The organism is Exiguobacterium sp. s152 (assembly GCF_018618335.1).
In the GTDB taxonomy this organism is placed as follows: domain Bacteria; phylum Bacillota; class Bacilli; order Exiguobacteriales; family Exiguobacteriaceae; genus Exiguobacterium; species Exiguobacterium chiriqhucha.
In genome coordinates this window covers 212,055-236,167 of sequence record NZ_JACSLX010000003.1, presented here as the reverse complement: position 1 = coordinate 236,167, position 24,113 = coordinate 212,055, and the positions used below count along the sequence as shown (strand labels likewise).

Genomic DNA, 24,113 nt, shown 5'->3' with positions numbered 1-24,113 from the left:
ATGGGAATCATTCAAGAGTTACCGGAGCAACTGGCCAACCGAATCGCGGCCGGCGAGGTCGTCGAACGCCCGGCCTCGGTCGTGAAAGAACTCGTCGAGAATGCGATTGATGCCGGTGCCACGAAAATCGAAGTCGACTTGGAGGAGGCGGGGATACGTCTCATTAAAGTTCGGGATAACGGGCACGGGTTTTATGAAGAGGATGCTCCGCGCGCCTTTTTGCGTCATGCGACGAGCAAAATTCGGGACGAGCACGACTTGTTCCGGATTCGCACGCTCGGCTTCCGTGGAGAGGCCTTAGCGTCCATCGCCTCGGTCAGTCATGTGACGCTGAAGTCACGCCGGACCGAAGAGGACGGATTTGAGATGACGCTCCAAGGGGGTGTCGTTACGGCGCAAACACCGGCCGCAGCCAACGTCGGAACAGAGATAGCGGTCAGTCAATTGTTCTACAATACACCGGCCCGCCTTAAATACTTGAAGACGTCGGCGACCGAACTCGCGAGCATCACCGATACGTTGAACCGGATCGCCTTATCCCACCCGGAAGTTCGCCTCACGGCGTTCCATGAAGACAAGGAACTCCTGCGGACGAGTGGCAACGGCGACATCAAGCAAGTCATGCTCGCCATTTACGGACGTCAAGTCGCGGCGCAAATCGTCACCGCGTCAAGCAAGACGAACGACTATAGCTTGAGCGCCCATCTCGTCCGTCCGGAAGTGACCCGGTCGAACAAGCAGTATGTGACGCTCATCTTGAACGGACGGAGCATCAAAAACTTTGCGCTGACCCAAAGTGTGCTCGAGGGCTACCACACGCTACTCCCGATTGGTCGTTATCCGATCGCCGTCCTCGAAGTGAAGATGGACCCGATGTTGATTGACGTTAACGTCCATCCGACAAAACGGGAAGTCCGACTCTCGAAAGAGAAAGAGCTGTGCCAGTTGATTCGCGAGACGGTCCAACTGACGCTCCGGGAACAGCGTTTAATCCCATCGGTCAAACCGAAAGAGCGACCGGTTAATCGGACCGAACAAGAACGACTTGATTTCACGGTCGAACGGACACCTGTCATGGATGAACCGCCGACGTGGAACTATCCGATTCCCCGTGAACCTGTCACGTCACCAAGCCGATGGTCGCCGACCCCGCTCGTCAATGAAGCGCCTGCACCGACCGACCCGATTATCGAATCGGACAAAATTGAGACGAAAGGAGAGCGGTTGCCGCCGCTCGACGTCATCGGCCAATTGCATGCGAGCTATATCGTCTGCGGTTCCGAAGACGGCATGTATGTCATCGACCAACACGCCGCTCAGGAACGGATCAAATACGAATTGTTTTATGAGCAACTCGGGAATCCGGACAAGGAATATCAATTGTTGCTGCTCCCGCTCACGCTCGAGTTCACGCAAGAAGAGACGCTCGCGATTGAAGAAGTCGCTCCGCTCTTGAAAGAAGCGGGTCTCGAATTGGAGCCGTTCGGTGGCAACACGTTCCTCGTCCGGGAGATTCCGACGTGGTACCCGCAACACGATTTAGAAGGAACGGTCCGCGATTTGATTGAGATGGCGATTCGGGACCGCTCTGTCAATCTCGCCAAATATCGGGAAGACGCGTCAATCTTGATGGCGTGCAAGCGGTCGATTAAAGCGAACCATCCATTGAACTACGAAATGATGCGGCAATTGCTGAATGACCTCAATCAGACGACGTCCCCGTATACATGTCCGCACGGGCGACCGATCTTGGTGAAATGGAGCACGTACGAACTTGAGAAGTTGTTCAAACGGGTTATGTGACACGCTTGTAATCTTTTTTTAACCGGCTGTAACGTTTATGTCCGGGTGCCTATGGGAACAATATACACATGTCACTCAACGCATCGAGGTTGAGAGGTGGCTTTTTCACTGCCTCACCCTCAAGATGTAGACATGATCGATAAACCAGTAGGGGGAAAAGATTATGGCAGACACGCTTAAAGTAACGAAACGAGAATTACGACCACGTTCGGTCCGCGCAAACTTGCGTAAAGAAGGTAAAGTACTAGGTGTCGTATACGGCTATAAAGTCGAGAGCACACCAGTTGCATTCGAGGAGATGGCACTTCGCAAGATTCTCCGCGAACACGGTGACAACGCGTTAATCGAGTTGAACATCGACGGCAAGAAAGTGAACACGCTCGTTCACGGGACAGAAGTTGACCCGTTCACGAACGAATACAAGCACGTTGAGTTCATGGCTGTAAAGATGGACGAAGCGACGGAAGTCGAAGCGGACGTCACACTCGTCGGCGACGCTAAAGGTGTCAAAGAAGGCGGCTTCTTGGCGCAAACGCTCTATAAAGTAACGGTATCGGCGACACCGGCCAACATTCCTGAACGCATCGAACTCGATGTGTCTGAACTCGGTATCGGTGATTCGGTCACGGTAGCTGACATTCCAGAGAATAAAGACTATGAAATCGTCTCGGATGGTGAGCTTCAAATCGCATCTGTGAACGAGCCGGTCTCGCTTGAGGAGCTTGAAGCAGACACAGAGACAACGACAGAAGGTGAAACCGAAGCGACTGAAGAGTCAGCTGACGAAACTTCTGAAGCGTCTGAAGAGAAGTCTGAAGGCAAAGAATAATCATGATCGAACGACCCTTTGCGAAGGGTCGTTTTTTTCGTCACAAATCCGACATATGTAAACGATTACGATGTGAAAAATGTGTCAACATGGTCCAAGGTCGATTGCAATTTATTGGATTCGGGCTTATATTGTTAATGATTTCACATGTTCGTTCTTATTATATGGGTTCATTCAAACAGAAAGAAGGGTTTGTGACATGGCATCAATGGAAATCCATGCACTCGAATCATTACGGAAAAAAGCTCAGGCATCTTCGCAAATGATTCATTATCGGCCAATGGAATACTTTTTACGGGCAATGCTCGCGGGGATCTTTATCGGATTCGCTTCAATCTTCACACTTAAAGTCGTCAACGGGATGTACTTGATCGATTCGCCGTTCACGACACTCATCGGCGGGTTCTCATTCGGGATCGCCCTTGTCATGATCATCTACGGCGGAGCCGAACTGTTCACGGGGAACACAATGTACTTCACGACGTCGACGTTACGCGGCTATACGACGCTCAGCGACACGATGCTCGTCTGGTTACTTTGTTTCGTCGGGAACGCGCTCGGTGGCGTCTTGTTCGCCTTGTTGCTCGCCCCGACCGGCGTCATCCAAGAACTCGGGATGGATAACTGGTTGTTCGCGGTCGTCGAGAGCAAGATGCATCATACGACGGTCGAGATTTTCTTCCGTGCCATCTTCTGTAACTGGATGGTCTGTCTCGCGATTTTCTTACCAAAACAGATGAAAAATGAGTTCGCTCAAATCTTCTCGATGATTTTCCTCGTCGCCGTCTTCTTCGCGTCAGGATTTGATCACGTCATCGCCAACTTCGTCTTATTTGCGCTCACGCTCGTCGTCCCACACCCTGAGGCGATTAGCTTTGCCGGCGCCATCCACAACTTGATTCCGGCCACGTTCGGTAACATCATCGGCGGCGCCTTGTTCATGGGTGCGATCTATACGTGGTTGAACGCGAAAGGCTTGCGCGAAGCTCAAGAGTCAGAGGAAAAAGAAGAAGTTGAATTAAAAATCGTGAAACCAGCTAAAGAATTATAAGTTGGGTCACTTGAAAGAACGGTCGAGTCCATATGCGGGCTTGGCTGTTTTTGCGTTTATATCACAACCAACGCTCACAATTTAGACTCCACATCTCCATGCTCAAACATGACATAATCTATATATGGAATTGAATCGAGTTCATAACTCGATTCATATCAATATATAGTGAGGTGATGCGGAGTGAACATGCTCCAGCTTTATGAAGATGTCTGTGTTCTCCCAGATCAAGATCTCGTACAAGAGAACGCCAACGTCGACGGGAAATCACCACTTGGCAAACTGGCACGATTATCCTCGGAAGTATCGAAACAGCTGTCGACAACGTATTTGTTGTCAGAGAGGACACGTCAGGCCGTCGCAGACAACTTTTTGTACATCCACGACGCCGACTATTACGTGACGGGATCGACGACGTGTTGTCAAATCCCGCTCGGCGAGTTGTTGACGAACGGATTTCATACCGGTCACGGGACGATTCGACCACCCCAGGACATCCGTTCGGCGATGGCACTCGCTTCGATCATTCTTCAAGCGAACCAGAATATGCAACACGGGGGTCAAGCGTTCCCGATGTTCGATGTCGATTTAGCGCCATACGTCGAAAAGACGTATGAACGTCAACTGGAGCGTCTCAAGAAGCTTCCGGTCGAATGGTCGACCGAGCAACTTCTCGAAGTCGCTGAGACCGAGACAATCACAGCGACCTATCAAGCGTGTGAAGCGTTCATCCATAATGCCAATTCGATGCATTCGCGAGGAGGCGGCCAAGTGCCATTCGTCTCCATCAACTACGGGACCGACACGAGCCGTTGGGGCCGGATTTTCATCCGCGAGTTGTTGCATGCGACCGAACGAGGGCTCGGTAACGGGGAGACGCCGATTTTCCCGATTCAAATCTTTAAAGTAAAAGAGGGTGTCAACTTTCATGAAACCGACCCGAACGTCGACTTGTTCCGACTCGCCTGTCGCGTGACGGGCAAGCGTCTATTCCCGAACTTCTCCTTCGTCGATGCCCCGTTCAACTTGCAATATTATGATGGGAGCCATGACTCAGAAGTCGCTTATATGGGGTGTCGGACACGAGTGATGGGGAATCGTCACGGCGCCGAGACATCGATTGGACGAGGTAATTTATCGTTCTCGACCTTGAACTTGGTCAAGATGGCGCTCGTCGCTCCGGACATCCATACATTTTATGAGACGCTCGACACCTACGTCGACGTCGCCATCGATCAATTGCTCGAACGGTACGACTATCAAGCGAAGCGTCATGCCGACGAATTCCGCTTCCTTTACGCTCAACACGTCTGGAGGGGCAGCGAGAGACTCCAACCGGAAGAAGAGCTACGGGATGTACTGAAGCAAGGGACGTTGTCCGTCGGTTTCATCGGTCTCGCCGAAGCGCTACGCGTGCTCACAGGCGGCACGCATGCCGATTCACGGGAAGCGGAACGTCTCGGACTCGATATCGTCACTCATTTACGTGATCGGATGAGACAGGCGGCAGAGCAGCACGATTTAAATTTTTCGCTCTTGGCCACGCCGGCCGAAGGATTGTCTGGGAAGTTCGTATTGAAGGACCAGCAGGCGTTCGGGATGATCGAGGGTGTCACCGACCGCGCCTTTTATACGAACTCGTTTCATGTGCCGGTATACAAGTCAGTGTCGATTCGTGACAAGATTCGGTTGGAGGCACCGTACCATGCGCTCTGTGACGCGGGTCATATCACTTATGTCGAAGTCGACGGGTCGCTCGCCCATAACCCGGAAGCGGTCGAAGCGATCGTCCGGCTCATGCGAACCGAAAACGTCGGCTACGGATCGATTAATCATCCCGTCGACCGGTGCGGTAACTGCGGCCTCGAGGGAACGATCGATGCCGCGTGCCCGACGTGTGGCGAGGAAGAGCAGATTGAACGGATTCGTCGCATCACCGGCTATCTGGTCGGCACGATGGACCGATGGAATTCGGCGAAACGAGATGAAGAACGAGCGAGGGTGAAGCATCATGCGCGTCCTATCCGTACTTGACGAATCGGTTGTCGACGGTCCAGGCATTCGCACGGTCATCTTTACGGCGGGATGCCCTCATCGCTGTCTTGGATGTCACAATCCGGAATCATGGAACCCGCGAGGTGGGGAAGACGTACCAGTCGAGGACCTGCTCACCCGAATCGAACAATCCGGTTGGGACGGTGTCACCGTCTCGGGCGGAGAGCCGTTCCTGCAACCGGAAGCACTAGCCCGGCTCGTCGACGGGTGCAAGGCACTTCAGAAAAATGTGTGGGTGTATACAGGCTATACGTTCGAACAGTTACAAGGTATGGACGATGAGTACGTCACGAGCGTGCTCGATCGTGCCGATGTACTTGTCGACGGTCGTTTCGAACAGCCGCTCATGGACCGGTCGCTCCGATTTCGGGGGTCGAGCAATCAGCGAATTATTTTCTTGAACAAAGCGTAATCGGGACCGTCGCGTCCCGATTTTTTGTATACTAGCAAAAAAGGGGGAATTTTGATGAAATGGTGTAGTTTTCAAGTTGAAGGAGAGCAAAGGGTCGGTGTCGTGGCAGGGGAGTTTGTTTATGACGTCAGTGACCAATTACATACGACTTCGTTGTTAGAGGTCATCGCGCGGGAGTTTAAACCGGATGTCGATTTGGACGTCGCACCTCGGATCCCATTGACCGACGTCACGCTCGTCGCGCCATACCGACCACTCAAAAACGTAATCTGTATCGGCAAGAACTATGAAGAACACGTGAAAGAGATGGATACGGCGGGAGCCGGCAAACTCGTCATCTTCACGAAAGCTCCGACTTCGGTCGTTGGACCAGGGGCTGTCGTCGAACGTCATCCCGAACTGACCGACCAACTCGATTACGAAGGCGAGCTCGCCGTCATTATCGGAAAATCAGGGCGGGACATCGACGACGTCGACGCCCATATTTTCGGCTATACGATTTTGAACGATATCACGGCCCGGGACGTTCAAAAACAGCACGTCCAATTTTTCCGCGGTAAATCGTTCGACACGTTTTGTCCGCTCGGACCGTATATCGTCACACCGGATGAGCTCTCGTTTCCACTTGTGATTCAAACGGTCGTGAACGGTGAGACACGCCAAAACGGGTCGACAGCGGACATGATTCGTCCAATTGAAGAGTTGATTCGGACGTTGTCGAAAGGGATGACGCTAGAAGCTGGTGATATCATCGCCACCGGTACGCCGGCGGGGGTCGGCCATGGGATGAAACCGCCCGTCTATCTCCAATCTGGGGATACAATCGAAGTGAGCATCACGGGACTCGGGACGTTAAAAAACGTTATCGTCTGACCCAATTGACGCAAATTGTGAAGAATCTTGTAATCGATGTCTCATTTCCGCACAACGATGACTATGCCTCTTATACTAAGGGTATAACAAAAGAGGAGACATCATATAGGAGATGATTACACATGGAACGCAACGATCGTCCAACAGAATCAAATGAACCAAATCGCCGCGAGGATTGGCTCGACACCGAGCTTGGCTCGTCCGAACAACGACACGAGCCGTCGCGCGCAACACAACCGGCCCGACCTTCATTCGTCGGTCGGATGTTCCCTGGGTTTGTAGGTGGGGTAATCGGTGCTGTCTTGACTGGGGCCATCGCCTTCCCGTTCATCGATCAAGTCCCAACGAACGTGTCTGATACGAACGTGACGTCGGAAGGGTCACCGGTCCAGACGACATCGACGACGGCGGACAGCTCGGTCATCGATGCGGTCGCGACCGCACAACCTGCCGTCGTGACGGTAAACAATTTTGCTTCGAACGGATTATCGAATGAATCGGTCGAAGCTGGTGTCGGCTCGGGTGTCATCTATAAGAAAGACGGTGACTCGGCTTACATCGTCACGAACCATCACGTCGTCAACGGTGCTGACCGTTTGACCGTGACATTCAATGACGGATCGACAGCGGACGCCAAGTTGATGGGCAGTGACGCCACGTACGACTTGGCGGTGCTCGAAGTCGATGCGGACAAAGTCTCATCCGTCATCACGATGGGGAAGTCGAGTGAACTGAAGCCTGGACAGACTGTCATCGCCATCGGCAATCCGCTCGGCCAGTTTGAGAACTCGGTCACGCGCGGCGTCGTCTCGTCGACGTCCCGTCTCGTTCCGGTCGATACGGATGAGAACGGACAAGCCGATTTCAATGCCGAGGTCATCCAGACGGATGCTGCCATCAACCCAGGTAACTCCGGTGGCGCCTTGATTAACGAATCGGGCCAATTGGTCGGAATCAACTCGATGAAAATTGCGACCGATTCGGTGGAAGGGGTCGGCTTCTCGATTCCAGTCGATATCGCCTTGCCGCTCATCAACCAAATCGAACAGACGGGCGAAGTGAACCATCCATCGCTCGGCGTGTCGCTCCGTGACGTGTCCGAGTTTCCACCCGGGTACTTGACCGAGCAAATCAACTTGCCGGAGTCGGTGACGGCCGGTACGATTATCGTCGAAGTGCAGACGAATAGCTCGGCCGCACGGGCCGGACTCGAAGCACGCGACGTTATCGTGAAAATTAACGATCAAGCCGTCTCGTCGTTCATTGACCTTCGGAGTGAATTGATTCGCGATACGGACGGAAAGGTCAAAATCGAATACGTTCGTGACGGCAAGACCGAGACGGTCGATGTCGAGATTCAAAATGCGAATGGGGATGCATTGTAAAGATGGGCACGTAGCCCATCTTTTTTGTTATGCTTAGAAAAAAGGAGGGGATTCCATTGATTCGCACACTATACGGTGTTTTATTTTTAGGAGCCGGCATCATGCACTTCGTTCAAGAACGGGCGTTCATGTCGATCATTCCGAAATCATGGCCGTTCAAACGGTTCATGGTCCAGGCGAGCGGGGTTATCGAAGTCGTCTATGGCGCACTGTTGCTCACGAACAAGGGAACACGGTTTGTGAAGGGAACGTTACCGGCATTTTTGATTGCCGTCTTCCCGGCCAATATCAATATGGCGCTCAAACCGTCGAAACTCGGCAAGATGCCGCTCCCGAAATGGGTGACGTGGGCCCGATTGCCGCTGCAATGGGTATTGATTAAAGGGGTCAAAAAAATATAAGTACATATGGGGGATCGATCATGACGAACGTATTGAACTGGTTTGAGCATTTTCATGCCCATCCCGAAGTGAGCTGGAATGAATTCGAGACGACGAAGACGATTGCCGATATTTTGACGTCATGGCAAGTCCGTCACGAAACGTTTGCCGACGTCACCGGCGTCATCGCCGAGATTGGTGAGGGAGATGACGTCATCGCTGTCCGAGCCGACATCGACGCGTTATGGCAACAAGTTGACGGGACGTTCCAAGCCAATCACTCATGTGGCCATGATGCCAATATCAGCATGGTGCTCGGTGCACTTGATGAGTTGCGACACGAACACTTGCCGAAACGGGTCCGGTTTATTTTCCAACCGGCCGAAGAACAAGGCAACGGGTCGCTCGCGATGATTCGACACGGGGCGTTACAAGACGTCAGTCAGCTGTACGGCATTCATTTGCGTCCGCTCGAGGAACTGAAACGCGGTCAATATGCGGCTGCGATTCAACATGGGGCCGCGTTCTTCTTGAAAGGCAAGATCAGCGGGGACGATGCTCATGGTGCGCGGCCGCATCAAGGTCAGAACGCGTTAGACGTCATCTTCACGATTCAACAGATGCTCAAAAGCATCTATTTGTCGCCGTTCGAGCCGCATTCGGTCAAACTGACGGGCGTCCAAGCCGGGAGTGAGAATTTGAATATCATTCCGGGCAATGCGACATTCTCGATTGACGTCCGGGCCCAACAGAACAAGGAACTGCTCGAGCTACGCGACCGGGTCGAGACGATGTTGCACCAGATTGCAGTCCTGCATGGAGTGACGATTGACTGGGAGTGGCAAGATTTCACCCCTGGCGCCTTGATTGGCGAGCGTTCGAGCCGTCATGCGGCCGAAGCGATTAGTCAGCGGTTCGGGGCCGATGTGCTTGTCGATCGCATCATCACGTCAGGTAGCGACGATTTTCATTTTTATACGGTCGAACAGCCGGGACTCGATGCGACGATGATTGGAATCGGGGCCAATTTGACGCCAGGGCTTCATCATCCACAGATGATGTTCGATCGTGACGTATTACCGGAAGCGGCCGCCCTGCTCGCCGATACGTTGCGCCGGGCCGTACACGCTATATGAACGACGAAATGAACGAGGCGACTTCGCTTCCGTTCATTTTTGTATTGCCTTCCCCGAATGTAAGCGTTATCATCATCTTATTAGCGACAATATAACGACAATTCAGAATCTTTCGCTATCGGGGAGGAAGACACATGGAACAACAGGGGAACAAGGTAGACATGAAGCTTCGCTGGGTAGTATTGCCGCTACTTGTCATGATCGGGGTCATGCTCGTAGCCATCGTCCAATTAAAACAAGGGCCACACATCCCGCTCATCATCGGGACGGCGGTGGCGGCACTTGTCGCCTGGCGACACGGCTATAAGTGGAAAGAGATTGAAGAGATGATGTACAAAGGGATTCGGCTCGCCTTGCCGGCGGTCGTCATCATCATCTTGGTCGGCTTGACGATTGGGGCGTGGATTGGGGGAGGTGTCGTCGCGACGATGATTTATTATGGGTTGACGATTATCTCGCCGGCCTATTTTCTTGTGACGATTTGTATCATCTGTGCGGTCGTTGCGCTCTCCATCGGCAGTTCATGGTCGACGATGGGGACGATTGGCGTCGCCGGGATGGGCATCGGGCTAAGTATGGGGATACCAGCACCGATGGTCGCCGGAGCGGTCATTTCTGGCGCCTATTTTGGGGACAAGATGTCGCCGCTGTCGGATACGACGAACTTGGCGGCCGGTTTGACGCATACTGACCTATTCGTCCATATCCGTCACATGCTCTATACGACTATCCCGGGCCTTATCATTGCGCTTGGCGCGTATTGGTGGCTCGGCCGCCGCTTCAGCGAGACGATGACGGACTCGTCGGAAATCGTCCAGACGCTCGCGATTTTAAAAGACAGTTTTGTCATCTCACCGTGGTTGTTGCTAATCCCGCTCGCCGTCATCGCGCTCGTCGCGAAAAAAGTGCCGGCCATTCCGGCACTCGTCGTCGGCATCGCCCTTGGCTTTTTGGCGCAAGTCATCGTCCAAGGCGGCTCGCTCTCAGATAGTGTCGGCGCGCTCCAAAGTGGATACGTGATCGACACCGGCAACGAACTCGTCGATAACTTGTTCAGTCGGGGTGGTCTCGATGCGATGATGTATACCGTTTCGATGACGATCGTCGCGATGACGTTTGGGGGCATCTTGGAATACTCGGGCATGCTCCAGTCCATCATGAACCAAATCGTCAAACTTGCGAAGACGGCCGGATCGATGGTCGCTTCGACGATTTTAGCGGCGTTCGCGACGAACGCATCATGTTCCGAACAATACATCTCGATCGTCGTGCCGTCACGCATGTTCGCCAGTGCCTACGAGAAGATGGGACTTCATTCGAAGAACTTGTCGCGAGCGCTTGAAGACGGCGGTACGCTCACGTCGGTCTTCATCCCGTGGAATACGTGCGGCGTGTTCATTCTCGGGACACTCGGCGTCGGGGCGTTCGAATACGCGCCATACGCTATCTTAAACTTTGTCGTTCCTGTCATTTCAATCATCTATGCGTTCACAGGCTTCACGATTGAACGGATCGCTGTGTTGAGTGCAGAACCACCGATTGAACAACAAGCGGCGCAATAAAAAATTTCCCGGCCTCATGAGGTCGGGAAATTGAATTTATAGACGGCGCGAGGCCGGCCTTGGCCATAGCTCATCTCTTCACCGATCACATCGACGATGCCGGCGTCATGTAGTTTTTTGATGAGCCGTTCCGTCGTACGTCGCGTCACGTCGAGATAGTCGGTCAACTCTTTAGCCGTGAACTCGTGCTTTCGTTTGGCGAATTGTAAAATCTTCCCGATATTGACGGGGCTGACTCCGGCTTGTTTGATGAAGTCGAAGGCAAGTTGTTCCGTCACGCGATACGGGATGTGCGCGTCACGGGTCGGGAACGATAATCGTTTGGAATCATCGACGATGCGGATGCGCTCTTCACTTGCGGCAGACAAGGCGATTTGAGCATGCTCGTCCGCCTGTTGATAGTCCGTGCCATAACCGATTCCAATGCGGTACGTCCCGTTCGGTGCGAGCGTATCTTCTTCGAACGCGTTCAGCACTTCACCTTTGGTCGTCAATACTGTGATGTGATGGTCCTCCGCGGACTCGAGATGTCCACCCAGATACCGGACCGAGTCGAGATGGTCACGCAACGCCATATCGTCCGTGTCGTAGCGGATGATGGCGAACTGGGCGGCATCGGCCAACTGTTGCCGAACTTGTTGAATTAACTGTTCGAGATGGTTCCTGACGGTCACTGTCGGCTCAATCATCAGTTGACTGTTGAACCCGGCACGAACGAGCTCATGATGTACCCGCTCGATGCTCGTGATGGCCAGATTCGTTTGTTTGCCTTGGTGATTGGTATGAAAGGCGATGACGTCCTCGAATGCGAGATCAGGACTGATGCGCATGACGGTGGGGGCGACCCGTTCGTTTGGAAACGAGTCGAGAATCGACGTCAGTCGTCTCGGTTCGACCAAATCGATTGATACTTGATTGAGCGACACGGAGTGGGTGAGCGTCGCATATAGAAGCGTCGTCAAGAGGACAGTCTCGTCTTGGACGACGTGATGTGCCGCCACGTGGCTAAGATGAGGGGTCGCATAGGCGAACGGGAATGAGCCGGAAAAAAAGACGCCGTCGAACGAGCCGAGCGTTTGAGCGATGGTCGCTGCTTCGTGCGGATGCTCATACGGATGATAGGCGAACCGGACGTCCTCTGGTGAACCGAGCGAGCGAATCGTCTCCACAAATTCGTGCGATCCGACGATGGCGATATGGATGGACATCAAAACTCCTCCTTGCAATTTAACGACTATTTAACGACAATATAGCTAATGACAAGTAAGAAGTAAAGGAGAATGGATATGAGAATAGAGAAAATCGAACTGTTTGCGATTCGTTTACCGTTAAAAGTGCCGTTCATCGTCAGTTACCATCGTTATGACGACATGCCTTCAGTGATTGTAAAATTGACAACCGAATGTGGTCACGTCGGCTATGGAGAGGCCGTCGCCGATGAACATGTCACGGGCGAATCGCTCGATAGTACAATCAGTGTGATTCGACATGTGCTCGGACCGCTCTTAATCGGAGAAAATCCGATACAGATGGAACGGATTCACGACGTGATGGACCGGGCCATCCGTGACGTGCCGGCGGCGAAGGCGGCTCTCGATATCGCCTGTCATGATGTCGTCGGGAAAAAGCTCGGGCTTCCAGTGTATGATTTGCTCGGTGGCCGTTATCACGACGCGTTTCCGGTCACGCACGTCCTCAGTATCGGCGAGCCGGAGGCGATGGCGGCCGAGGCTCGCGAACAGATTGAACAAGGGTACACGGCCGTCAAGATGAAAGTCGGCGTCGACGTCGCCTCGGACGTACGTCGGGTCGAGGCGGTCCGTCGTGCCGTCGGCCCAGACGTGCCGATTCGGGTCGACGTCAATCAGGGTTGGGTGAATGCCGCCAAGACACTCCAAGCGATGAAGCAGCTCGAGCCATTCCAAATCGATTGGGTCGAACAGCCGGTCAAGGCCGACGACTTTGAAGGCATGGTCGAAGTGAAAGGGAAAATCACGGTGCCGCTCATGATTGATGAAGGGGTGCGCGGCGTGACGGAGATGCGTCGGTTGACGATGATGCAGGCCGCCCACAAAGTGAACATCAAACTGATGAAGTGTGGCGGCATCTACCCGGCGAAAAAACTCGTGCATATGGCCGAAATGTCGGGCATCGAGTGTCAAATCGGGTCGATGGTCGAGTCGTCGGTCGCCTCGAGTGCAGGCTTTCATGTCGCCTTCTCGAGCAAAATCGTCCAATCGGTCGAGTTGACAGGTCCGCTTCGTTTCGCCGAAGACATCGGCAACTTGATGTACGACTTGCCGTTCATCCGCCTGTCCGATGGGGCAGGTCTCGGTGTCGACGTCGACGAGGCCGTCTTGTCACGGCTTACAAAGGCGACGTATGTCATCGGAGGGGTCGACCATGTGGCGCAGTGAGTGTAACGGCCTCGACATCGAGGTCAACTATTTGACGATGACAGAGCTCGCACAAGTCGAGGCGGTGCAACAGGCCGTCATGGCCACATTGACGGAAGGAAGCCAGTACCAGTCCCTCACGACTGAGGAGTTCGTAAAGCTGTTGACCGACCGCACATTGATTGGGGCGTACCACGAGGGCACGTTGATCGCATTCCGCGCGCTCCTGATCCCGCCGCTCGACGAAGAGCATCTAGGATACGACATCGGTTATCCGCTTGATGCGCTCGACCGTATCTTGTATCAAGAAGTGACGAACGTCCATCCGGACTACCGCGGCTACGGTCTGCAACAGTATCTCGGTAGGCTACTCATGAAAGAGCTTGAACATGGCAGTCGGTTCGACCTCGTCTGTGCGACCGTGGCGCCTTTCAATATCCCGAGCCTGAAGGATAAGTTCGCCCTCGGCCTTCGCATCGGTGCCCTCAAACCGAAATATGGCGGAAAGCTGCGCTACATTTTTATGAAAGAACTGCACAGCGACTGGCTCCCGACTGGTGACACGACGTGGCTCGATATGGGCGAGACGGAGCAACAAGTCGCCTTATTGAAGGCAGGCTGGTTTGGGACGACGATGACACGCGACGGGGAGAGCTGGCTCGTCAAATATGAACGATAAAACATGGCCTGATCGCGACGATCAGGCCATGTTGCTTATTCGAGGATGAACAATACGTCCTCGGCTAACTTCTCATATGTCCGGTCGCTCGGATGGAACTGGTCGGTCGCAAGGTCACGGCCGACGTCCGAGACGTAAGCGAACGGATCGATCACATCGATGCGTTGCGCGTTAGCGAACGTGGATGCCGAGGCGTTCCAATCGAGAATCAATTGATTGAACGCCTCTCCGTTTTCGTTCTCTTGGAACGGGTTATAGAGCGCGATATAGACGATTTGCGCCGTATCGTTCAATCCGCGAACTTGTTCGAAGATCTCATTCAAGTTCGTCTTCGCTTCGGTCACGACTTGATCGATATCGACCGATTCGAAATTGTCGACATTCTCGCCGCGGTTGAACAAGTCGTTGCCGCCGATTGTGAGCGTGATATAGCGGGCGTTCTCAATCGTGCGTCTTACTTCAGGTTGTTCGAGCTGCGCCAATAAGTCTTCCGTCCGGGCGCCGGAGACGGCCAGATTCTGCGTACGGATATTATTCTCTTCGAGCGCTTCACCGACCGGTTGGACGTAGCCCGCACCGGATGTAGAGCCGACACCGCGTGTCAATGAATCTCCGAGTGCGACGTAAACATCACCGACCGGTTCGGGTCTCGTATCTTCGCTGACCGAGAGTGTCCGTTCCGGCGGATTGACGATATCTTGGTAACCGATCCATAAACCGTATAGGGCGATGCCCGTCAAGAAAACAGAACCGATTAAAAACGTATACCATTTCCCATTTTTCATGTGATGACCTCACTTTCTATAGAACTATCATATCAAATAAGTGTGAACCTGCCCTATGTGAATGTTCGAATAGGACAGATGCGATCGAGTCCGATAGAATGTAGGAGAGGTGAGATGATGCAACCAACATTGAAGATAGATCATTTGACAAAAGTAATCGGTAAAAAAACGATCATCGATGACATCTCGTTCGATGTGTTCCCCGGTGAAGTGTTCGGCTTCTTAGGGCCGAACGGGGCCGGTAAAACGACGACGATTCGGATGATTGTCGGATTGATTAAGCCGACGAACGGGACCGTCTCGATTTGTGGGTTCAGCGTCGAACGTCAATTCGTTCAGGCGATGAATCAAATCGGCGCCATCGTTGAGAATCCGGAATTGTACAAGTTCATGAGCGGGCGTGAGAACTTGAACGCCTTCGCGCGGATGTTGCCCGGTGTCGATGAGGCCCGGATTCAAGAAGTAATCGATCTCGTCGATTTGACGGCACGAATCGATGATAAAGTGAAGACCTACTCGCTCGGGATGCGGCAACGTCTCGGCATCGCCCAGGCCATGTTGAACAACCCCCGTGTCTTGATTCTCGATGAGCCGACGAACGGGCTAGACCCGATGGGGATTCGTGACCTTCGACTCTTCATCCGCCGTCTCGTTGAAGAGACAGGACTGAGCGTCCTCGTCTCTAGCCACATCTTGGCCGAGATTGAACTGCTCGCGGACCGCGTCGCCATCATGTCGCGCGGGAAAATCGTGAAAGTCGGCACGGTCGAGGAACTGATTCATGAGTTGGCGTCGACGGTCGATGTCCACGTGGCCGACAGTTTTGAAGTCTTGCCGATCATCCGCGGATTCGAGTCGATTGATCACGCCGATGTTGTCGATGAACGGACGATTCGGGTCTCAATGAATCTGGAAGAAACGGCTCGCTTGAATCGCTACTTGCTCGATCGAGGCGTCGACGTGTTCGGTCTCGAACGACGCGTCCAGACGCTAGAAGAATTGTTTATTTCATTGACCGGGGGTGACCATATTGTCTAATCCGTCAATCCTTGGCCTCATTCGGAACGAAGTCTTAAAGATTCATAAGAAACGTCGGCTTCTCGTCGTGTCGACCATTCTCATCGTGCTCGTCTCGATGTTCACGTATGCCAACTACCGGCAGATCGAGAAACAACGGGAAGAACAAGGAACGATTGACTGGCGTGTCGATTTACAGCAAGAGATCGTTGATACGCAAAACCGGCTCGCCTCGGCGAACGTTCAGGATGAGTTCCGTCAAATTTTGGAGTTCCAGGTCCAACAGAATCAATATTACTTAGATAATGATATTAACCCGAACTATCCTGGGGCGCCGACGTTCATGCGTGTCTTCTTCTCGCAAGGAACGACGCTCGTGCTCCCACTCTTCATCATCGTCCTGATGGCCGATATCGTCAGCGGTGAGCATAATGATGGCACAATCAAGACGCTGTTGTCCCGTCCGGTCCGGCGCTTTAAGATTTTGCTTGCTAAATGGATGACGACGCTGCTGTATACGTCGATTCTTATCTTCATCACGGCACTCGTCAGTTATGTCATCTCTGGCATCGTGCTCGGTTGGGACGGATGGACCGCGCCGATTTTGACTGGGTTCCAAGCCTCGGCGACCGGGACGTTCTCGACCGACTTCGTCCATACGCTGCCGATGTGGCAATATTTGCTCATGTCGGTCGGCCTATCCTGGTTCGTCGTCGCGGCCGTCGGGACGATCGCACTCATGATCTCGGTCATCGTCAAAAATACGGCGACTGGGATTGGGATCATGATGGCGGTCCTGATTTCAGGACCGCTCCTCACGTCGCTCGGGTCGAATTGGGACAGCTCGAAATATTTGGTGAACGTCAACTTCGGTCTTCATACCTATCTCGAGGGGCAAGCCCCACCGATCGAGGGGATGACATTACCGTTCTCGCTCATCGTCATATTCGTCTGGTCGCTAGCGGCTCTCGCTTATGCGTTCTACCATTTCACACAAAAAGATGTTTATTGATGACTGGCGTCACCTTCCACGGTGACGCTTTTTTTGTTACGGCTGATACGACTAGAGAAAATGATGGGTTAGTCCAAATGTCTTAATAATTTGAATTGTCAAAATAATTAAAAAGTTGGATACATTAAATGTGGGAAACTATGTAAAGTAGGAGACACCACATAAGGAGGGAAACACACATGAAAAAAGTTTTATCTACATCACTCATCGCAGGCGTCTTGCTTGTGCCGCAACTTGTCGGCGCGGCGGAGCTCAAGTCAGGTACGTTGACGAAACCATCGAACGAGGCGCCGACGACAATCGTCAAAGAGTATGCGAAAGCGAAAGGCGAATTCAAAACGCTCGAATCGAAGCGTGACAAAGTCGGACAAGTCGTCAAATTACAACAGACGGTTGACGGTGTACCGGTCTTCGGTGGAATCGTCGTCGGTGTCGTCGATAATGATGGCCAATTGAAAACGGTCGTCGATGATACGAAACAACTCAAAGGATTACATAAGTCAATCAAGCTGAATGAACAAAAAGCGGTCGCTCGTTATAAAGAGCTTGTCGGCCACAAAGGCGCATACGAGCTTGAGCCGGCAGCGGAACTCGTCGTCTATCCGAACGGGGAAGAGGCGGTCTATGCGTATGAAGTGACCGGGACGATTCTTGATGCGGATGAGCCGTCACGTTGGACGTATTTCATCGATGCGGCAAGCGGGAAAGTATTGAACAAGTACAACCAATTGGCACACGCCAAACCGACGAACGGTGTCACGGGTACGACGTATACCGGCACGGGAATCGACGTCCTTGGCCAGAGCCAAACGTTCAAGACGACGAAGAGCGGTTCATATTACTATCTCCAGGACTCGACACGCGGCAAAGGCATCTATACGTATGACGCCGGTAACCGGACGCGCCTTCCTGGATCGCTTTGGGCCGATGTCGATAACGTCTTGAACACGACGTACGACCGGGCCGCGGTCAGCGCCCACGTCAACGCGACGAAGACGTATGACTTCTTCAAGAACACGTACGGTCGTAACAGCTATGACAACAACGGTGCGGCCCTCAACTCGACGGTCCACTATAGCCGCAGCTACAACAACGCGTTCTGGGATGGCAGCAAGATGGTGTACGGTGACGGGGACGGCCAAACGTTCACATACCTCTCGGGCGCCCTTGACGTCGTTGCTCACGAATTGTCACACGCGGTCACAGAGTACACGGCCGGTTTGATCTATCAGAACGAATCAGGAGCCATCAACGAGGCGATCTCTGATATCTTCGGTACGGTCGCGGAGTACAGCGTCGGCTCGAACTTCGACTGGTTGGTCGGGGAAGACATCTATACGCCGGGTATTGCCGGGGACGGTCTCCGTTCGATGTCGAACCCAGCGGCCAACGGTGACCCGGACCACTACTCGGTCCGCTACACAGGGACGCAAGACAACGGTGGCGTCCATATCAACTCAGGTATCGTCAACAAGGCGGCCTACTTGTTCGCGAGCGGGGGCTCACACTACGGCGTATCGGTTCAAGGCATCGGCGTCAAGCAAATGGGCGATGTCTACTACCGCGCGCTCACTGTCTACTTGACACCGACATCGAACTTCTCGAGCCTACGTCAAGCAGTCGTACAGTCAGCCAAAGACTTGTACGGTCCAACGAGTACACAAGCGGTCGCGGCAGCGAAATCGTTCGACGCGGTCGGAATCTACTAAGCCGAGTCCATTCAAACATCCTTTCCGTTTCGGCGGAAAGGATGTTTTTGTCGCTATTTTTTGAAAGAATAGGGTAAATACGGATTGTACGTAAAAATTGTCGCAATCAAGGAGGACATATGGACATTCAATCATTTCGCATTGACCATAAAAACGGGATTCGTCTGAACGATTACCCAACCACGATCAAGGGCCGCCCATCGGACGAGACGTTGCAAAACAAGCTGATTCCGGAGAGTGTCGAAAAATTGAAAGAGTTGCATTGGAAACTATATGCCGAAGCCAAAAAGGGTGTCGTCGTCGTCTTACAGGCGCTCGATGCGGGTGGTAAAGATGAGGCGATCAGTTACATTTTCTCGAATTTGAACGCGCAAGGGTTAAAGACGAATGCGTTCCAAAAACCATCGGATACAGAGAAGAAACATGACTATCTCTGGCGGATGCATGACCTCATGCCGGAACGCGGTCAGGTCGGCATCTTGAACCGTTCCCATTACGAGGAAGTGATTGCCCCGCGCGTCCATGATCTGCTCGGAGAAGAGGTCATCCCGGACGATGAGGACAAAGAGTCGGTATGGAAAGTCCGCTATCGTCAAATCAACGATTTCGAGCAATATTTGAACGAGAACGGATTCGCGGTCATCAAGTTCTTTTTCAATGTATCGAAAGAAGTGCAACGAGACCGTCTCCTCGAACGACTAAAAGACCCGAGCAAGAATTGGGAGTTCTCGTTCAGTGATGTCGAGGAACGAAAGCATTGGGACGATTATCAAGCTATTTTTGAGGATATGTTGTCGAACACAGCAACAGAACTTTCCCCGTGGTATGTACTGCCGGCAGATGATGACTGGTACGCACGTTATATCGTCTCGACGGTCATGATTGATGTTCTTGAAGACATCGATCCACAATTCCCGACGTTTACAGAAGACGAACAGGAACGAATCGATGAAGCGATTCAAACGCTCGAAAACGAGTGACGTTTGTCGAGTCCGTGAACGTCCATTTCTCCACTTGCACTGAAAGCGAATTCAAGTTACAGTGGACGTAGATAAAATTAGACGTCAGACATCTGTATGAAGGAGCAATGAGTGTGGGGAATATAAGTTTATTATTTGGAGGCGTAGCACTGTTCATCAACAGCCTCGTTTTGTTTGGAAAAGTGGACGTTAAGAGTGCGGGTGTGTTTAGTCTGTTCACTGGACTATTGCAGACGTTCATCGCGACGTGGCTCGTCATCGGGGCGAGTTCGGCGGAGATGTTTGGATATGCGAGCATCTACTTGTTCGCGTTCACATATTTGTACGTCGGTGTGACGTTCCTGTTCGATTTGGACGGTCGGGGCGTCGGATGGTTCTCGCTCTTCGTATCGATTTCGGCCGTCTTCTATGCGGTGATCGCATTCACGACGAGCGATGTGATGGGAGCAGTCACGTGGTTGTTTTGGTCGCTCTTGTGGGGACTGTTCTTCATGGGGATGGGCCTAGGGTGGCAGATTGACGGCTTGACGGCCCGGATCGCCTTCGTGCTCGCTTGGTTGACCTTGATTATTCCGGCGCTGTTCGGTCTCGCAAATTTGATGACGCCGCTCTATGGCGTTATGTGGTGGGCCGCGAGCGGCACCGCGATTCTTTATTTTGGATTGACGATGTGGCGCCAGCGCCGTTTAGTAGAAGTGACACAATGAACGATGCTCCTTTGGGAGCGTCGTTTTTTTGCGCATTCATTTGTGTCTAAAATGTGAAAAGCGGGAATGAGATACGTAAAGGAGGCGACCTCGGATGAGTGACGGCTTAATTTTACTGATGGGACTATTATTATGCGGATGGATGCTGTTTGCGGTCGTGTTTGATGATACAATAAAAAGAAGAATTTAACGGGCCGTTTCCTTTAAGGGACGGTCTTTCGTTTGAGGAGTGACAAGGATGGAAAAGACACCAGTCATCGTCCTCGTCGGACCGACGGCTGTCGGGAAGACGACGACAGGGATTGAGCTCGCCAAAGCGTTCAACGGTGAAATCGTATCGGGCGACTCGGTCCAAGTGTACCGCGGGATGGATATCGGTTCGGCAAAAGTGACGGTCGAGGAGGCGGAAGGGGTTCCGCATCATTTGATTGATATATGCGACCCGGACGAGGCGATGAGCGTCGCCACTTTCCAAAAGTTGGCCCGGGCGGCGATCGATGATATTTATGCGCGCGGAAAATTGCCGATTCTGGTCGGCGGGACAGGTCTCTACATCCGTGCGATTCTATATGACTATGAGTTCACAGAACGACCGGTCAATCACGAATTGCGTGAAGCGCTCGAGTTAGAAGCTGAAACGGGTGGACCTGAGGCGCTGCATGCGCGTCTGCAATCGCTCGATCCAAAACGGGCCGAGAGCATTCATCCGAATAACGTCCGCCGCGTCATCCGGGCCCTTGAAGTCGCGCTCCAAGGCGACGCCCAGGCGATGGACAGCCTCCCGTCGGAACATTACGCCTATAAACTGTTCGTCTTGCATGCGGACCGGGACGTGCTCTACTCGCGCATCAACCATCGTGTCGACTTGATGCTCGAAGCGGGCCTCATCGAGGAAGTCGAGCGCTTGCTCGCGGCTGGTTATCGGGACACGCAAGCGATGCGCGCCATCGGTTACAAGGAAGTCGTTCCGTATCTTGATGGATTGATGACCCGAGAACAGATGAGCGAGACGCTCAAACAGCACACGCGCAAGTTCGCAAAACGTCAATTGACATGGTTCCGTCATCAATTTAATGGGATTTGGGTCGATATGGGACGAAAATCATTTGAACTATCGTATCAAAATATTTATGATGAAGTTGAGGAGTTTTTTCGAAAATTCCGATTATTTCAAAGAGACATAGACTAGGGGGAATGCAACATGAAGGCTAGCTATAACATTCAAGATCATTTTTTGAATCAGTTACGTAAAGAAATGGTGCCGACGACCGTGTTTTTAGTCAGCGGGTTTCAAATTCGGGGAGTCATCAAATCGTTTGACAACTTCACGGTCATCGTCGAATCGGAAGGGCGCCAACAGTTGATTTATAAGCATGCGATTTCAACATTCTCACCAGCACGGAACGTCACATTGTTCGAACCGGAAGCGGTCGAAGTGACAGAAGGATAATTGAAGGCATAAAGAAAGAGCGGCCCGGGGACCGCTCTTTCTTTATGCCGTTTTGACGTTCGGATTGAAATCGATGGCCTCGAGCACACGATGGACGGCACAACCGCCGAGAAGTGAGTCGAGTTGGTCACAAAGCTGACTTGGTGCCGAGCGGTATAAGTGTGTATACGTCCGCTTCCATGACCGTTCGGCCGACTGGATGCGCACGAGCAGGTCGGCATGACCGAGTTCTTTCAGTTTCTCGATATTCATCCGGTTCGTCCGAGCGAATGCCGATAAGACGACGGCTTTGGCGAGCGGTGTTTGAATCGGATAACCGGCGACGACGAGGACGGCCATTGCGCCTTTCATCTCATGCTCGATGACCGAGTCGACGAGTTGGTCCGGCGTATATGGATTCCCCGCATGTCCCGAGACCGCCGCCACGAGTTCGTGATGTGAGACCGGGCAAGCCGATGCCTGTAAAATGCTATCAATTGTTGAGTGCGTTGTTGCGTAACGTGTCGCTTCCCCTGTTGCGATCAACCGTTCATACGTATCTATCAATGAAATCATGTGAGTTCCCCCTTTATCTGGCTGTCTTAATCGTATCAATTCTAGTAAGCGCTTTCAATATAATTTAGGAATCTTCATGACCTATAACGAAAGTATGTTCGCCTCGAAGTGGAAAACACGATACAATGGGCAAAGAGAAGAAGGAGGGCATTGTATATGAACTATTACCAACAGATTGATCCGATCACGGGGAGCGGCTTCGACCGGACGCGGTTCCAACTCCCGACCGTCGAAAAAGCGTCGACGCGATTGACTGACCTTACGGACGGGACACCGGTCCAGACGAAAGCGCTCGTCAGTACAGTCGAAGTGAGAGAAGGCAAATCGGGTGCCAAATGGCTGCAACTGAATTTGACGACATCGAGCGGACTTATCCGTGCCAAGCAATGGTTGCGTGGCAACGAAGAGCAGTTGTTACCGATTTACGAGTCTGGTGTGATCGAGCTTGAAGGGAAAATCGACGTCTATCCGAAACCGGACGGCGCCAAGTCGATCACAATCGACCGGGCCAAACCGATTGCCCGGGACGAGGCAGTCTCATTGTTGCCAGGTCTTCCTGGAGACGAGACGATGGAACAATACGCCGATGAGCTGTTCGCGATTCTGTCGACGCTCTCGCCTGACTATCAAGCGATTGCGATGTCGCTACTCGACCGCTATTGGGACGATTTCGTACTCGCACCGGCTGCACTGTATCATCATCATAACTATGTCGGCGGCCTCTTGAAGCATACGGTCTGTATGCTTCGACTCGGTTATCGCATCCAAGAACAGGACGACCATTTGGCGATGGCGTTCCGGGTCATCAAAGAAGCCGAGCAGTTGCACAAAGTAGACGTATGGAATACGATGAACGGTGTAAAAGTTGAACAGGCGTTCCGGGGCACGTTCGAGTCGCTTTACGCGGCCTGCGAGGCCATCGCGGAATTGAAGGAGCCGCTCCGTTGGGACGAACTCGCGCTCGGGATTTTATTCCATGATATCGGCAAGTTGTTCGAGTACAGTCACTTGCTGTCGTCCCCGAATCGGTTCGAGCAACTGTTCTCGGTCAAAGGTACAAGTGAGACGACCGGCATCTCGATCAATCCGATGGGAAGCTTCATCGGACATATGCCATACGGCGGACTGTTGTTCGAGAAGAGTCAACAGGCCGCAAGTGTCACATTGTCGCTCGACGCCCATCATCGGATTTGGCATATGATTTTATCCCACCACGGCAAGCGCGAGTGGGGATCGAGCGTGTTACCGGTCACGACAGAAGCGTGGATGCTACATTTGATCGACTTGCTGGATGCGCGCTATGAGAAATGGGCGCGGGTCCACGAAAATTTATAAGG

At 52.6% G+C, this 24,113-nt stretch carries 23 protein-coding genes; 20 read left to right on the top strand and 3 right to left on the bottom strand.

What is annotated here, in order from left to right; genetic code table 11:
• From mutL to nhaC, 10 genes are all read left to right on the top strand, one after another.
• Positions 1-1,803: a DNA mismatch repair endonuclease MutL gene (gene mutL / locus KNP72_RS07950; RefSeq protein ID WP_214832771.1), complete on the top strand. Its 1,803-nt coding sequence runs from the start codon at positions 1-3 to the stop codon at positions 1,801-1,803.
• A 163-nt stretch (positions 1,804-1,966) separates the two neighbouring features.
• Positions 1,967-2,632, top strand: coding sequence for a 50S ribosomal protein L25/general stress protein Ctc (locus KNP72_RS07945; protein ID WP_214832770.1), 666 nt, complete (start codon positions 1,967-1,969; stop codon positions 2,630-2,632).
• Between the two features lie 208 nt (positions 2,633-2,840).
• Positions 2,841-3,683 carry a formate/nitrite transporter family protein gene (locus tag KNP72_RS07940; protein WP_029595608.1) on the top strand — a complete coding sequence of 281 codons (843 nt, stop codon included), beginning with the start codon at positions 2,841-2,843 and terminating at the stop codon, positions 3,681-3,683.
• A gap of 189 nt (positions 3,684-3,872) precedes the next feature.
• On the top strand, positions 3,873-5,717 hold the full coding sequence (locus KNP72_RS07935) for an anaerobic ribonucleoside triphosphate reductase (protein ID WP_214832768.1): 1,845 nt from the start codon (positions 3,873-3,875) through the stop codon (positions 5,715-5,717).
• The gene (nrdG, locus tag KNP72_RS07930) at positions 5,695-6,150 is read left to right on the top strand and encodes an anaerobic ribonucleoside-triphosphate reductase activating protein (RefSeq protein WP_021067287.1); all 456 of its coding nucleotides are present in this window, start codon (positions 5,695-5,697) and stop codon (positions 6,148-6,150) included. The genes KNP72_RS07935 and nrdG overlap by 23 nt, the downstream gene beginning before the upstream one ends.
• 54 nt (positions 6,151-6,204) lie before the next feature.
• Positions 6,205-7,023 (top strand): fumarylacetoacetate hydrolase family protein, encoded by an 819-nt coding sequence (locus KNP72_RS07925; protein WP_214832766.1) that lies wholly within the window; start codon positions 6,205-6,207, stop codon positions 7,021-7,023.
• A gap of 122 nt (positions 7,024-7,145) precedes the next feature.
• Positions 7,146-8,408 carry a S1C family serine protease gene (locus KNP72_RS07920; RefSeq protein ID WP_214832764.1) on the top strand — a complete coding sequence of 421 codons (1,263 nt, stop codon included), beginning with the start codon at positions 7,146-7,148 and terminating at the stop codon, positions 8,406-8,408.
• Positions 8,409-8,464: 56 nt separating this feature from the next.
• Entirely contained in the window at positions 8,465-8,809 is a 345-nt protein-coding gene (locus tag KNP72_RS07915; RefSeq protein WP_198922698.1) for a DoxX family protein, read from the top strand.
• Between the two features lie 20 nt (positions 8,810-8,829).
• Positions 8,830-9,924, top strand: a complete 1,095-nt coding sequence (locus KNP72_RS07910; protein WP_214832762.1) for an amidohydrolase — start codon at positions 8,830-8,832, stop codon at positions 9,922-9,924.
• A gap of 161 nt (positions 9,925-10,085) precedes the next feature.
• A complete protein-coding gene (gene nhaC, locus KNP72_RS07905; protein WP_214832863.1) occupies positions 10,086-11,486 on the top strand; it encodes a Na+/H+ antiporter NhaC in 1,401 nt (466 codons plus the stop codon).
• A 14-nt stretch (positions 11,487-11,500) separates the two neighbouring features.
• On the opposite strand, the gene KNP72_RS07900 is transcribed toward nhaC, so the two are convergent.
• Positions 11,501-12,694, bottom strand: coding sequence for an HTH domain-containing protein (locus tag KNP72_RS07900; RefSeq protein WP_214719706.1), 1,194 nt, complete (start codon positions 12,692-12,694; stop codon positions 11,501-11,503).
• Between the two features lie 78 nt (positions 12,695-12,772).
• Between KNP72_RS07900 and KNP72_RS07895 the strand changes: the two genes are divergently transcribed.
• Both KNP72_RS07895 and KNP72_RS07890 read left to right on the top strand, forming a co-directional pair.
• Complete coding sequence (locus tag KNP72_RS07895; RefSeq protein WP_214719705.1) at positions 12,773-13,903, top strand: mandelate racemase/muconate lactonizing enzyme family protein; 1,131 nt, start codon at positions 12,773-12,775, stop codon at positions 13,901-13,903.
• Positions 13,890-14,561, top strand: coding sequence for a hypothetical protein (locus KNP72_RS07890; RefSeq protein WP_214719704.1), 672 nt, complete (start codon positions 13,890-13,892; stop codon positions 14,559-14,561). The genes KNP72_RS07895 and KNP72_RS07890 overlap by 14 nt, the downstream gene beginning before the upstream one ends.
• Before the next feature lie 35 nt (positions 14,562-14,596).
• On the opposite strand, the gene KNP72_RS07885 is transcribed toward KNP72_RS07890, so the two are convergent.
• Positions 14,597-15,346: a GDSL-type esterase/lipase family protein gene (locus KNP72_RS07885; RefSeq protein WP_214719703.1), complete on the bottom strand. Its 750-nt coding sequence runs from the start codon at positions 15,344-15,346 to the stop codon at positions 14,597-14,599.
• A gap of 117 nt (positions 15,347-15,463) precedes the next feature.
• On the opposite strand from KNP72_RS07885, the gene KNP72_RS07880 reads away from it, so the two are divergent.
• From KNP72_RS07880 to hfq, 7 genes are all read left to right on the top strand, one after another.
• Positions 15,464-16,384, top strand: coding sequence for an ABC transporter ATP-binding protein (locus KNP72_RS07880; protein WP_214711058.1), 921 nt, complete (start codon positions 15,464-15,466; stop codon positions 16,382-16,384).
• Entirely contained in the window at positions 16,377-17,375 is a 999-nt protein-coding gene (locus KNP72_RS07875) for an ABC transporter permease (protein WP_021067298.1), read from the top strand. Before KNP72_RS07880 ends, KNP72_RS07875 begins: the two co-directional genes overlap by 8 nt.
• Positions 17,376-17,554: 179 nt before the next feature.
• The gene (locus KNP72_RS07870; protein WP_214719701.1) at positions 17,555-19,084 is read left to right on the top strand and encodes a M4 family metallopeptidase; all 1,530 of its coding nucleotides are present in this window, start codon (positions 17,555-17,557) and stop codon (positions 19,082-19,084) included.
• A gap of 119 nt (positions 19,085-19,203) precedes the next feature.
• Positions 19,204-20,064: a PPK2 family polyphosphate kinase gene (locus KNP72_RS07865; protein ID WP_214832760.1), complete on the top strand. Its 861-nt coding sequence runs from the start codon at positions 19,204-19,206 to the stop codon at positions 20,062-20,064.
• A 113-nt stretch (positions 20,065-20,177) separates the two neighbouring features.
• Positions 20,178-20,771, top strand: a complete 594-nt coding sequence (locus tag KNP72_RS07860; RefSeq protein WP_214832758.1) for an AmiS/UreI family transporter — start codon at positions 20,178-20,180, stop codon at positions 20,769-20,771.
• A gap of 238 nt (positions 20,772-21,009) precedes the next feature.
• Positions 21,010-21,960, top strand: a complete 951-nt coding sequence (gene miaA / locus KNP72_RS07855) for a tRNA (adenosine(37)-N6)-dimethylallyltransferase MiaA (protein ID WP_214719698.1) — start codon at positions 21,010-21,012, stop codon at positions 21,958-21,960.
• Between the two features lie 12 nt (positions 21,961-21,972).
• Entirely contained in the window at positions 21,973-22,221 is a 249-nt protein-coding gene (hfq, locus tag KNP72_RS07850) for an RNA chaperone Hfq (RefSeq protein ID WP_021067304.1), read from the top strand.
• A 42-nt stretch (positions 22,222-22,263) separates the two neighbouring features.
• Here the strand turns inward: hfq and KNP72_RS07845 are convergent, their stop codons facing one another.
• A complete protein-coding gene (locus tag KNP72_RS07845) occupies positions 22,264-22,776 on the bottom strand; it encodes a hypothetical protein (RefSeq protein WP_214832756.1) in 513 nt (170 codons plus the stop codon).
• A 156-nt stretch (positions 22,777-22,932) separates the two neighbouring features.
• On the opposite strand from KNP72_RS07845, the gene KNP72_RS07840 reads away from it, so the two are divergent.
• Positions 22,933-24,111, top strand: a complete 1,179-nt coding sequence (locus KNP72_RS07840; protein WP_214832754.1) for a DNA-binding protein — start codon at positions 22,933-22,935, stop codon at positions 24,109-24,111.
• Positions 24,112-24,113: the final 2 nt, after the last annotated feature.